Below are 12,721 nucleotides of genomic sequence, written 5' to 3'. Positions count from 1 at the left end.
CCACAACTGACAACAAAACTGTCATATGCCAATGGATTTGGCATTCAAAAAAACCGCCCCCCTTGTCACGAAAGAGACCCTGAAATGGTATGCGCTTAAAAACCCTCTCCGGCTTTGCACTACAGTTCTGAAAACATCAGGCAGCTATATGGAGAAAAAAATCTGCGAATACCATAAACACAAGCACACGGCACATATATTGCTGAATATTCAACAAACGAGGCCTTGTCACACATAAACAGACCTTCCGATGCGTGACAGCCTCTCATCCCAAGTACACCTGCTGTACGGATTCTTTTGGCATAAAATTTTACAAGAATTCCCAGGGACTTGAATATTATTTCTGTGATAGCGTTCCTCCCTCCAATCGCCGAGTAGCGGAGGCCAGCCACAGGTTTTCACAGGTAACGGAGACAAAGCAGGTTCTCCCGTTTCTTCACACGCAGAACCGCCCTGACCCCTGATAAAACGGCACAGAGGGTGACGGGCCAGCATCCATAATCCGATCAAAAAAGGAGAAAGTCATGTCCATGCAGACCCTTTTTTCCAGAACCCTTTTTCTTTGGGTACTTGCCTGTTCCTCTTCGGCCCTCGCCTGGGAACTTCCTGAAAAGGTATGGGTCAATCATTCCATGCCTCCGATGTACTGGAAAAAGACGGACGGCATCCTCCAGCAGTCCGGATGCAGTCTGCAACGCTACGATCTTTTCCGGGCAGGCGGTGCACCCAAAAACGTCTTCCGCATGGCTGTCGTCTGCCCGAAACAGGAAAAATTCTGTGTAGTGCTTCTTCCCGATAACCAGCAGGCTGGTACCTTGCCTGTGGACTGTATCCGACCCGTTCCGGAAAGCTCTGTGCATATGGCAGCCTCTTCCTTTCTCTACACATCCGGAGACAGAAAATAGGCGCTCTCACTTCAGCGAACGTTCCCATGCGCCAGCGTGGGAACGCTGGATCCAAGGCTGTGTCAGGGGAGTCCTCCGATAAAAACAACACGATTCATTACGGATTTGAATATAAGAGGTGCTGCCATGAAAAAACAAAAATCCTGCATTCTGCCCTTTATCTGTCTTCTGCTCTTAAGCCTGATCTTGACCCCAACGGCCTTTTCCAGTGACTGGTCCGGAGAAATCAGGGGTCGCGCTCTTACCTGCACGGTCAGCGATATCCAGAAAAATTTTCTCGGTATCTGGAAGAGCTTTAATGTCCGCTTTGAAAGCGGAATGGCAAGAGCAGGGTTCTCCTGCTCAGGAAATCCCTGGCTGGATGAAAGAGTCTGCCAGCAAAGTTATATTGAGGGAGGCTTACAATCCGAAAAAAAACACATCCAGTTCAATCTGATACCGGGCACCGCTGATGCACCCCACAAGGTCTGTGCGAAAATCTATGAGCTGGCCCAGTTCAGTCTGAAAGAATCCGGCTCCATCCGTCCTTACTGACATGCAGGCTTCCCTTACGGAAAACATACGGGAAAGGATCCGTCCGATGAAAACAGCACCGCACCGCATCCACATACCTTTTCTTCTCCTGATCTGTCTTGCCCTGCCCGGAATCTCCCACGCCTTCTCACCCTTTAATGGCTGCTGGGATACTGTCCAGTGCCGCATAAAAATCACAGCCTTTAACAGCCCTCTGATGAGCTATGAGGAAAGAATGAAAAACCGCTTCAAACCTCTTGGAGAGTTCCATGTCTCCACATGTTTTTCCCTGACGGATTTCGGATGCCGGCCCTGGGGATGTCAGGGTGACAACCGGGAAACCCGTCCCGATTACTGGAACCGGGAATGCGAGAAGCGCTTTGCAAAAAGAATCGAGCACTTAAAATCCGATTATAAAATCAAGGAATATGAGGTTTTTGCAAAGTATCCTCCGTTCTGAATCCAAAATAAGGATGTTCCTGAGTCCTTTTTACCCTCACCCCGGCCCCTCTCCCATGGGAAGAAAAACAGGTATTTTCGTATATGTTTTCAAAAGAATACATCCTGCAATCCTTCATGGCTTCGTCAAGGGATCAGGGCTGGTTTTCCGTTTCCCCTAACGTCCAACCGGGCATGCTGCCCTGGAAAATCACCCAGCCCTGATCCTCAACAGAAAGAAAGAAACAGAAAGCCGGTACTCCCCATCCACCTCGGGAAATACCGGCTTCAAACGATTTTCAGATATACAGCCATTTGATATTAAAAAGTTAACAGAAAAACCAGATTTAAAAAAAGGAAACCCCATGTCCGCATTCAGACGATCCTGCTTTCTGCCCCTTCTTTTTCTGTTTCTCGCCGCCTGCAGCCAAAAGCTTCCGGCTCCCGGACGGATCGCGGATCTTGACACCCTTCCCCAGCATGTAGGCCCTTATATCGCCCATCTCCCCCCGGAAGGCTTCTTTCTTTCCAAAGATACCCAGCCCGATCTTGCTGCCGCCTATGAAGCCCGCTATTTTTCTCCCTGGGAGAACCCCATCCTCCCGGAAAAAGAAAATCCTTTTGCTAAAATCCAGCGATTTGAAGGCAAAATACTTTACGGAGAAAACCTGCTTCCCCGGCCAGACGGCTGGTTTGAGGCCATGAAAGGCCGTATGGCTCCGGACAACTGGCCTTCCATGGAAAAACCCGCCATCAGCGTGACCGCGACATCCCTCAGAATGCTGCCCACAGTAAGCCCCCTCTTTTACAATCCCTCAGATCCCGGAGAAGGTTTTCCCTTTGACTATCAGCAGGATTCCCTGATCCCTGCAGGAACCCCTCTCCTTGTACGCCACGCCTCCGTGAACGGAGACTGGTATTTTGTCAAAGCACCCTGGCTTTCCGGGTGGGTGCGGTCTCAGGAAATTGCCTGGGTGGATGAAAATTTCATGAAGGCCTTCCATTCTTCTGAAAAAATCACCTTTATGGAGGATGAGGTTCCCGTTTTCACCGAAGACGGAGCCTTTGCCCTATATGGCCGTGTGGGAATGAGACTGCCCCGCCATCCGTCGAAAGAAGGCGAAGGGGAAGAAAACCTTTCCGTCGGTCTTCCCCTGCGCGGAACCGATGGCCGGGCCGTCTTTGGCAGGGGACGGGTTTCCAAGGCCCTTGCCCATTCCTGGCCCATCCCCGCCACACATGAAAATTTTAAAGGTATGGCAGACAGACTTGTCGGAAACAACTACGGATGGGGCGGCCATTATGAAAACCGGGACTGCTCGGCCCTCATTCAGGATCTCTATGCGGCTTTCGGCCTGCCCCTCCCCAGAAACTCCAGCCAGCAGGCCCAGGCCGGACAGTGGACTGCCCTTGCCGACCTTTCCGCCGAAGAAAAGGAAAAACGCATCCTCGAAGAAGCCCGTCCCCTCGGAACACTGCTTTTCATGCCCGGTCATGTGATGCTATATCTGGGGCAGGATCCCGCATCCGGAAAACCTGTGGTGCTCCACAGCCTCTGGGGATTGCGCACCCGTGTTTCCGGCCAGACGGGAAGATGGATCATTGGCAGAACCGTCATCACCTCCCTGAAACCGGGGGAAGAGCTGCCCCACCTCGCCCGGCCCGATGGACTGATGCTGGAACGGATCACGGGTATGGGCCAGATCCACATGCCCTGAAAAGCCTAAACCCTTCGGGAAATCATGGTACTGAGCGGGACAACAGGTAGTCCAGACCCATTTGCACAGCAGGTGGACAGAAAACCGGTACATCCCGATTCCTGTCGGGAGCTGTACCGGTTTCACAGATGCTGTTTTTGTTCCACGAGCCCATAATTTCCCCAGGGTTCATGAAAGATCTTAAGCCCGAAAATCATCGTATGGAACGTACCAGAAGGACATGGTCATCAACAGTCTTACAGTTTCCTCCCTGACAATGGAAAGAGAACAGGCAGGCACCAACAATGAAAAATGACATAAACGCTGAGGCGACAAAAGAACGAACGGCCGTAATTTCCTTGATTGCGGATATAGCTTTTCTTATACCATCGATTATTGTAGCCTTTTTTGCCAATTCGATGACCCTGTATGCGGATCTGCTGGGGGACTTTAACGTATTTTTTACCAACTTCATGCTTTGGCTGGTTCTGTACAGGGTTCGAAAAGGCATGGGTGCCCAGTACGATTTCGGAACTGGAAAGATTGAAAATCTGATCACAGTGATGGGTGCATTCGCACTGGTTCTTTCACTGGGATATATTGTTTATACCTCCATCGAGCGACTGATTTCACCGATCCGCCTTGAAACCGAAACAACCCTGATGGGTGCTGCGCTCATGCTGATCGCCACTGCGGCTTTTGCGTATCTCTGGCTTAGAAATTATCGAATTTTTAAAGTCTTTCCCTCGCCTGTCACGGAAATTCAATGGCGGGTTCCTATGTCAAACGCCGTAATTTCCCTGGGTATTCTATTGACGCTTCTGCTTATGGTTCTCTTGAAGAAATATTCATGGTCGGCATACATTGACCCCATCGTATCGATTATCATGTGCGGTTATGTGATTTACACATTTTTCGGACTGATCAAATCATCCCTGTTCGATCTGATCGACAAGACGCTCGATGAACGTTATCAGCTCATCATTACCCGCGAACTCGTTTCATTTTACGACGCTTATACGCAGTTTCACGGCGTCCGTTCACGACGGGCTGGCGGAAAGATTTTCATCGATATCTTTCTGGAGTTTGATGCGGATCAGCGAATGGGAGAGGTTCGAGAGGCTGTTATCAAGATGCAGTCATCGCTTGAAAGCAAGATAGAAAACAGCACCCTCAGTATTGTGCTGGCAACCAGACCGATGCGCTGAACGGCCCCGGTCCTTTCGGGCGTAGTGAACCGGTTCAGAAATCCGGAGCCGGTGACATCCGTCCATGAAACCTGTTTCCCAGATTCGGATCACAGGAACGGATGTAGCTGAGAAGCCTTTCCGGCTCGCCAGGCAGAATATTAATAGCTGTATAGTCAAGGTCGATGTTGTTGAGATATTGCAGGATCAGGGCGTCGCCGATGGCCGTTTCCGGGAGAATTCCAGAAAAAAAGAATCCCATGCCTTCAAATGTTTCCGTATAACGCTGTGCGGTTTGGTCTTCCATACTTACAAACAGCGCGACCGAAGCGATGCCTTCTGTACAGAGTTTGCGCAGGGTATTCTTCAATTCCCTGTCGATGTCAGGCCCGGCACGGAGTATCCAAAGTTCGGCACAGTTTGTCATCTCGTCTGTTTTCGTAGTGATAACGGATTTTCCTTCAAGAATTTCCGCCATGTTGTCTGACGTTTTTTCGATCGTATGTGATGCACCAATCGTTGCGTAGAGCTTTCGAATGATCTGAACATGACGCTCCGGAGAATAGATACGGCGTGGTTTTGGACGATGTAAGTATTGAAAAAACAGCATATCGCTGATTCTTTGAGTCATATTTTCGGTAATTCCTTTGAATACCCAGGTCTTCGGGGCCGTGGCCAGTAAAATGGCCAGGGGATGGAGACCCGCTTTTACATTCACTTTCTGGGTTATTACGTGGATCATTACGGCATAGCAGTAAATGCCGGTGAAATTCTTTTCACTGGCCGTTTTGATGAGAAATTCCGCTATTCGATCCATGCAGTTGTGCTGACGGAATTTGCCATCTACGAAACCAAAGGTGGCTTCACCAATCCGTGCACCGGGCTCAGACAGCATCAGGGCACAGTGTCCCATGAATTCGTTGCGGCGTGTGACGGCAACGGCGGATATCATGAGATCTTTTTCATTCAAATCCCAAATTTTTTCAGGATAGTATATAACATCATTAAAAAAAGTGTAGCCGTGGGATTTGTACGCACAGCGGCTGACCTCAATAGCTTCCTCCCGCTTCAATCTGCGGACAATAAATTCCAGCGGCGCTTTCAGATCCTCATGACTCTCCCCGCTGCCGGCTCCCAAATGGTCGGCAGGTTCCGGGATATGCACAGGTGGCTGGCAATATCTGGTCAAAAGGGTTGACTTGCCGTCTTTTCCCAGATTCAGATATTCAACCCTGTCCACCATACCTTTCACAAGTTTCAAACCGAAACCAACAAGCTGCATATCCTCCATCGCCTGGTTTGTATCATGATGTGGCACCGTTAAAGGATCAAATGGCATGCCTTTGTCTTCAATTCTGATAACGATGCCGTAGGGATCGCTGATGGAAAAAAAGATATCCAGGGATGGGGCAATTTCCCATTCCGCAAAGCCGTTATAAACAATAATACCGATTGTTTCTTCCAATGATAACTGAATTTTATACGTGTCTTCCTCGGAAAAACCAGCCATCAGGGCGTAATGCCTGGCCGTCTCGGTGGCGATATATAAAAACGACATCTTGGCGGGAATCGTTAATTTAACCGATTCGAGTGCTGCATGCTCATGCGACATTTCAAGCTCCCGTTTTTAAAAAACTAAAATTTCTTTCATGGCAAGGTTCATCCACTAAAGATGCTTCGCCTGTTCCGGAGTGGGAACATTCACGATCATCCGGATCATGGTTTCCTCCTGTCTGGGATCGGACTCCGCACCAGAAGGGTCAGGGCGGCAGGGGAATGTGCATCACCCCAAGAGAATTGAGCACAGCCCCCACGACCATAGGCAGAAAAAGGGCACCTGCGGGAATACGGCCCATGCGGCCGACAAAAACACCCGCAGCCACCAGGCCAAGGGGCTGGAGCAGCGGGATGAGGGGGGCATCCAGACCCGACGACAAGGCAGGGGCCTGATGCGAAGCCCATTGCAAAACCAGCGCCACAACAGCGGATACGAAGATCAGAACAGCCCAGACAACAGTTTTACGGCCAGGTCACACATGGCTTTCCTGCGACCGGAGCCGCTCCCTTTTCCAAAAGAATCGTTCTGACCGATGAAGATTCAGACACAGGCCCTCTGCACCGTGGGTTCATGCTGCAAGACAGCTTCTTTCCTCTTTACCACCCATAGATACTGAAAACCTCTTCCAGCCCTGCATGGAGGGTTTTCCCATAAAACCGGATGAGTACATCAGGCCTGTTGGTGAACATACCATCCACCCCGTTGGCCTCAGCTCTGGCCATATCCACTGTTTCATCAAGGGTATAGGCATGAACCAGCAGGCCCATGCCGTGGGCAAGGTCATTGAACCAGGGGTCGATGAGATCCATGTAGCTCTGATCCCCCTTTTCCGGATCATTGTATCCGGCAAGCCGGGTTCCGGGTCCAACGGCCAAAGCGCCGTTATTCTTTGCCCATTGCAGCCACATCCTGTAATTTTCTTCGGAAAGCATTTCCCATTTTGCACTGAACTGCGCATAGCTTTCCCCTTCCGCCTGGGCCAGAGGTTCATCCTTTCGCAAGGGGCCATAGGTTTTGGCAAGATCTGCTCCGGGAACAGACTGATCCACCTTTTCGCTGCCCCAGTCCAGGGCCTCCTGTTTTGTGTACAGCCAGAGCAGGAAGCATTTGGGGGTTTCCGGCATGTATTGGGTAAGAAGCGGCAGACTTTCCGGCTCAAAGGTCTGAAGGATGGTTCTGCCAGTGGTGAACTGCACGCCAATCTTTTTGGCAGGGTCAAATCCGGCGGGGGCCTCTTTCACGGAGGTGGCCAGCCAGCCCCTTTTTTTGAGAAGTTCGTAAAGATCCTTTTCGATGCCGGGAAAAAAGGTGGCCACCTTTGTTTCGATGTAAAGTCCGGGCCTGTTGCCATTGTCATTGGGATCCGGCTGGCCATTGGCAAGCTTTCCCTCTGCAATGTTCATGACCTCCTCCAGGGTGGAAATTTTTGCGTTCACAAAGGAGCTTCTGGCTCTGCCGGGAAACCTGGCATTAAACCAGGAGCCAGCGTCAAGACGCTTCACTTCTTCAAGGGTAAAGTCGCTCATCCGATTTTTGGCTCTGTCAGGAAAGACATCCAGAATATTGGATTTCTGGGAAAGATCATTGCAATGGGAAGCAATCAAAACGCCGTCTCTGGTTCTCTGGAGATCAATCTCCAGATATTCCGCTCCCATCTGCCGGGCAAGGATATAGGCCTGTTCCGTAGATTCCGGGGCGTAATACGAAGCGCCTCTGTGGGCAATGACGGCCTTGCTCGTGAGAATTTCTCCTCTTCCTGTCATTACCGTATCCTGCAATGCCTTTGTACCGGCGGTTTCCCTGCTTCCCATGCAGCCCGTCACCAGAAGCGCTGCGGCAATAAAAAAAGACACGACCTGTGACACTCTTTTCATGGATACACTCCTCGTTTTTCAAGAAATCAAAAATTTCACTGAGGGGAAGAACGAAACATGCTGAAATATACTTATCAATCGGAACATAATCCCGTCCATCCTCCATGGTGATTGCCGGAGTGGGATTCTGATCCTTCTCATTAAAAACACGGCAATCATCTACCGTAAAACAGATAAGCGTCGCCCAGAAACACGAGCCCAACCACAAGAAGCAAAAGAATATTCACAGCAAAGCTCCTTTCAGCAAAAAGCAGGGATAAGGAAAAAGCCGTTCTTTTTATACCACTCCCTGGCAATGCACAGCGGAAAATATCGCGACCCTCATCTTCCGGCGGACTGTTCAGTCAAGGGCGATCACAAAAGAGATGTAAGTATATCCGGAGATGTGGATATGCTGCACCTCCTTTGCCATTCTGGAAAGAATCAGAAGGCCGATCCGATCCAGCTCCGCTTCCGTGGCATTGATGCCTGTAAAGGGCCGCATCCCCTGATCGATCTCCTCCACGGTTTCACCGATAATCACCTCCACAAAAACTCCCTCCTCCCAGAGCCGGACGGAAAACAGGCACTTTTTGTCCGAGTCCCCCGCATATTCGATGAGGTGGGAAAAGGTCTCTTCACAGCAGAGCCGCAGACGCAGAAAGGCCTCATCCCCCATTCGAAAACGGGCTTTCAGTGGCTCCAGCTTTTCTAAAAGTGTCGTCATGGCTGCGGGTACAGGTGTCAGGTGCAGAGCCATACCCGGTCTGGGAAAAAGATACAGCAGGGTACTGAAAAAAATGGCAACGAACCCGCCCATGGCCACCCCGTTCTGAAGAATGGGCGAAAGATCCACGGGCATGATGGAGGGGAAAAAATTCCGTGTCTCCGCCATCAGTCCCGCACAAAGGGAAATCCCCAGAATGAGGCCCATCTGAAAGGAAAGACCTGAGCGCATGACCAGCCCGAAGCCCGCATAAAACAGCATGGCGCAGATGGGTACAAGCATACCACCGATCACGGCGGAAGGAGCATCCAGAAGAAAACCCGACACCTTGGGCATGAAGGCCAGCGCAAAAAGAATCAAAGCCCCCATGAGGCCTACCCGTGCTGAGGTTACACGGGTCATTTTAAGAAGCGGAATATTGTCGCAGAAGGTTGCCACAGGTGTGCCTCCGACAAGGCCGGAGAGTCCCTTGGCCAGTCCGTCGGCATACAGCCCGTTCTGAATACAGGTGTAATCGACCTTTCTGAAGCCTTTTACGGAAATCTGCTGCAAGAGCATGATATTGCCCGTTCCCTCCATGGCACTGACCAGAGCCGCAATGAAAAAAGCACCTGCGAGGGGCAGCCAGGCCATCTGAAAGTCCAGTGCCAGACCCGGCCACCGGGCCTCAGGCAGTCCGAACCAGGGCGCATGGCGAACATGCTCTAAGGTGAGAAGCCCCAGAAAAGAAGCCGTAAGGCAGCCAGCCCCAATACCCAGAAGCGGCGTCCAGAGGCGAAGCCTGTGGCTGCCGAAAAGCATGAACATCACAAGAACCCCCATGGTCACAAGCCCCACAAGGTAGTTCTGGGAAGAACCGAAATGGGGCTGGGCGGGATCGCCTCCCTGCCAGAGCTCAATGGCAATGGGCATGAGGCTTAAGGCCACGAGGACAATCAGCACCCCTCCCACCGCCGGTGTGACGATGTGACGCAAAAAACGCAGAAAATAGGCGTACAGAAACACCACAGGCGCAGAGAGAAGGGTCATGGTGGCAAGGAGCGGCAGGCCTCCCATGTCCACCGCCATGAGGGTGCAGGCGAGAAAGGCGGAGTAGGAACCCATGAACAGCACATGACCGCAGCCCAGACTGCCCGGCCGGAAGGCCTGAAGAAAGGTACCAAAGGCGGCCACCAGCAGGGTGGCGAAGGTGACAAAGGCCACCTGATCCGCAGGTGTTCCGGTGGCCTTGCCGATCATGTTGGGCAGAAAAATAATGCCGTCAAAAATAAGGGAGACATGAACGAGTCCAAGAAAAAAAGAGAGCGCCCATCCCGGCTCTGCCGTTCCTGAACTGCCGTCTTTCCCGCTTTCACAAAAGCCTTTCATCCCAAACCTCTCCTTCATGCTTTCTGTCATACCGGTACAAAAAAAATCAGGCCATTCCTCTGAACGAAACCCCAGATAGTCTGAACCTGACCCGCAGATCAAATCCTTTTTTCTTCCATGAGGCATTTTACCCCGGATTGCCAGGAATTCCCTGAAGGCTCCCGTTCCACACCGAAACGACTCCTTGCTCGCCGCGTTTCATGGGGGCTTGCTTCATCATTGAAAAATCACAGCAGGGCTGTCCGTCCAGGCTGGTCAGCAGGCCCTCACCATAACCTTGCAGCTATAAAAAAGTCCGGATATAGTGACGATGATTTTCACCAGACCTCTGCCTCTCCCATCCGCAAGCACCGAGGAGCAGGCCGCCTTTCGGATCAGAGCCTGCTCCGGTTATCTCCAGGGTGCTCTCAGATATACGCTGAGTCAGATCGCTGTCCTCAAACGATGCATGGAAAGCAATGCAGAAGGCTGGAACATTACCTGTCCGGAAGCGGCTGCCATGCACAGGAACCCAGAGGGGGATACCTGCATCCGGGACATCCATCCATTGATTGATTGATAACACGCATCCGCAGACGGCCTCCCGCTGCCTTTTACAAGGAGTTTACATGCTGAAAAAAGCATTTTTTCCCGGCCAGTACATTCAGGGGCCAAAAGCCCTGGAACAGCTTCCCCTCCTCATCCGGAACAAAGGAAAACGGGGGTTTGTTCTCGCATCCGCATCCGCCCGCCGTATTATGACGGAAAAAGGCCTGATGGCGAACCTCCCCGATGTCTGGATTGAACCCTTTTCCGGAGAGTGTTCCGAAAAGGAGCTTCAGCGACTGGCGGAAATCCTTAAGGAAAAACAGGCCGACGTACTGGTGGGCATGGGTGGCGGAAAAGCCATTGATACCGCAAAAATTGCAGCAGATCGAGCGGGTATTCCCGTCCTCATCGTCCCCACCATCGCTTCCACGGATGCTCCGTGCAGCGGCTGCGCCGTGGTGTATTCAGAGGCCGGGGTCTTTGAGTCCGTGCATTACCAGAAATCCAGCCCCGCCGTCGTTCTCGTGGACACGGAAATCATCGTGAAGGCACCTGCCCGCTTTCTTGTGGCCGGCATGGGCGACGGGCTTGCCACCTGGTTTGAGGCCCGGTCCTGCCACCAGAGCCGTGCGGCCAATGTCTGCGGCGGCCTTGCCACCCAGGCGGGCCTTGCCATCGCCAGACTCTGCCACGACATTCTCCGGCAGTACGGCCCCATGGCCCGAATTGCCGCAGAAAAAGAACTCCTCACACCAGCTTTGGAGCATGTGGTGGAGGCCAATATCCTTTTAAGCGGCATCGGCTTTGAAAGCGGAGGGCTGGCCGCTGCCCACGCCATCCACAACGGCCTCACCGCACTGGAAGAAACCCATGCCTTCTACCACGGAGAAAAGGTGGCCTTTGGCGTGCTGACGGGTCTCATTCTCACGGACGCACCACCGGAAGAAACGGAAAGCGTTTTCGCCTTCTGTGAGGACGTGGGCCTGCCCACCACCCTCGGGGATCTGGGCCTTGGAAGCTGCGACCGGACACGTCTCATGCAGGCAGCGGAAAAGGCCTGCGCTCCGGAAGAGTCCATTCACAACGAGGCAGGACTCATCACGCCGGAAAGGGTTCTCCATGCCATGCTGAGCGCAAGTGCCAGAGGAGAAACACGCAAAAAAGGATAGACACTGCCCCCTGCCTTGCGCCAGATCCCTCCCTGCAACACATTAGCCTTGCTGAAAAGGAGACACATCATGAAGACAGGGATAAAACATCTGCCTGGAATCACAATCATGGCAACGCTGGTTTACCTGATCTCCATGGGGCAGGCCCAGGCGTGGAATCCAAATCACCTGGATCAACTGCTGAAGTTGAGAGCTTGCCCCCGGTGTGATCTGAGTGGTGCCGATCTCAAGGGGAAAAATCTGAGCGGATACAACTTTTATAAAGCCAACCTGAAAGGTGCTTTTCTGAACAATGCCATCCTGATAAATGCCAGTTTTGTCGAGGCAGACCTGAGGGGAGCGACCCTGGATGGTGCCATCCTGAACGGGACGAATTTCAGTGGTGCCCATTCCTGGTTCAATCCGGATTTGAAATGTGCCACCCCTTCCATAGGAGGCTGTTTTGACGAATGTCGCCCTGGAAGCACATGCTACTGACCGTCACAACATGCCGCCCGGATTCACCTGGCATAAAACGAATGGAAAAAAACGGACGCTCCGGAAGGTACAGAATCAGATTTTTTCCCCGGGGCAATGAACGAAGTCAGCCGCAAATATTTTACTTGCGGCTGGCTGGAATCCAACCAGGGTGATGCTTGCAATCCCTGCGCGTATGACTTAGGCTCTGGTGGCTGTGCATGAAAGTCTCCCCTTTGCAGAACTTTGAGCGGTTCTAAGGGGAGACTTCCTTTTTATCCTCAAAATTGTCAGAATCTGAGAGTCCCTCCCCCTGCAAAAC

Annotated in this window: 11 protein-coding genes; 7 read left to right on the top strand and 4 right to left on the bottom strand. The window is 51.9% G+C overall.

The features are described 5' to 3' along the window. Positions 1-524: 524 nt before the first annotated feature. The 5 genes from BR04_RS14350 (at position 525) to BR04_RS14330 (ending at position 4,761) form a co-directional block, all read left to right on the top strand. On the top strand, positions 525-905 hold the full coding sequence (locus BR04_RS14350; RefSeq protein WP_496356713.1) for a hypothetical protein: 381 nt from the start codon (positions 525-527) through the stop codon (positions 903-905). A 126-nt stretch (positions 906-1,031) separates the two neighbouring features. Further along, on the top strand, positions 1,032-1,439 hold the full coding sequence (locus tag BR04_RS14345) for a hypothetical protein (protein WP_496356712.1): 408 nt from the start codon (positions 1,032-1,034) through the stop codon (positions 1,437-1,439). Positions 1,440-1,485: 46 nt separating this feature from the next. After that, entirely contained in the window at positions 1,486-1,878 is a 393-nt protein-coding gene (locus tag BR04_RS14340; protein WP_496356711.1) for a hypothetical protein, read from the top strand. A 343-nt stretch (positions 1,879-2,221) separates the two neighbouring features. Next, positions 2,222-3,574 carry an SH3 domain-containing protein gene (locus tag BR04_RS14335; RefSeq protein ID WP_496356710.1) on the top strand — a complete coding sequence of 451 codons (1,353 nt, stop codon included), beginning with the start codon at positions 2,222-2,224 and terminating at the stop codon, positions 3,572-3,574. A 284-nt stretch (positions 3,575-3,858) separates the two neighbouring features. Next, positions 3,859-4,761, top strand: a complete 903-nt coding sequence (locus BR04_RS14330; RefSeq protein WP_496356709.1) for a cation diffusion facilitator family transporter — start codon at positions 3,859-3,861, stop codon at positions 4,759-4,761. A gap of 34 nt (positions 4,762-4,795) precedes the next feature. On the opposite strand, the gene BR04_RS14325 is transcribed toward BR04_RS14330, so the two are convergent. The 4 genes from BR04_RS14325 to BR04_RS14310 all read right to left on the bottom strand — a co-directional run bounded on the left by BR04_RS14325 (position 4,796) and on the right by BR04_RS14310 (position 10,246). Continuing rightward, entirely contained in the window at positions 4,796-6,352 is a 1,557-nt protein-coding gene (locus tag BR04_RS14325) for an ATP-binding protein (protein ID WP_496356708.1), read from the bottom strand. A 148-nt stretch (positions 6,353-6,500) separates the two neighbouring features. Next, positions 6,501-6,737, bottom strand: coding sequence for an AbrB family transcriptional regulator (locus tag BR04_RS14320; protein ID WP_496356732.1), 237 nt, complete (start codon positions 6,735-6,737; stop codon positions 6,501-6,503). Positions 6,738-6,894: 157 nt separating this feature from the next. Continuing rightward, on the bottom strand, positions 6,895-8,172 hold the full coding sequence (locus BR04_RS14315; protein WP_496356707.1) for a glycerophosphodiester phosphodiesterase family protein: 1,278 nt from the start codon (positions 8,170-8,172) through the stop codon (positions 6,895-6,897). 340 nt (positions 8,173-8,512) lie between these two features. Continuing rightward, the gene (locus BR04_RS14310) at positions 8,513-10,246 is read right to left on the bottom strand and encodes a uracil-xanthine permease family protein (protein ID WP_496356706.1); all 1,734 of its coding nucleotides are present in this window, start codon (positions 10,244-10,246) and stop codon (positions 8,513-8,515) included. A 608-nt stretch (positions 10,247-10,854) separates the two neighbouring features. Here BR04_RS14310 and BR04_RS14305 point away from each other — a divergent pair. Both BR04_RS14305 and BR04_RS14300 read left to right on the top strand, forming a co-directional pair. Beyond that, the gene (locus tag BR04_RS14305) at positions 10,855-11,943 is read left to right on the top strand and encodes a glycerol dehydrogenase (protein WP_496356705.1); all 1,089 of its coding nucleotides are present in this window, start codon (positions 10,855-10,857) and stop codon (positions 11,941-11,943) included. Between the two features lie 69 nt (positions 11,944-12,012). Continuing rightward, on the top strand, positions 12,013-12,420 hold the full coding sequence (locus tag BR04_RS14300; protein WP_496356704.1) for a pentapeptide repeat-containing protein: 408 nt from the start codon (positions 12,013-12,015) through the stop codon (positions 12,418-12,420). Positions 12,421-12,721: the final 301 nt, after the last annotated feature.

The sequence above is a fragment of the Desulfobotulus sapovorans DSM 2055 genome (genome assembly GCF_059569355.1).
This window is presented reverse-complemented; position numbering and strand designations above follow the sequence as displayed.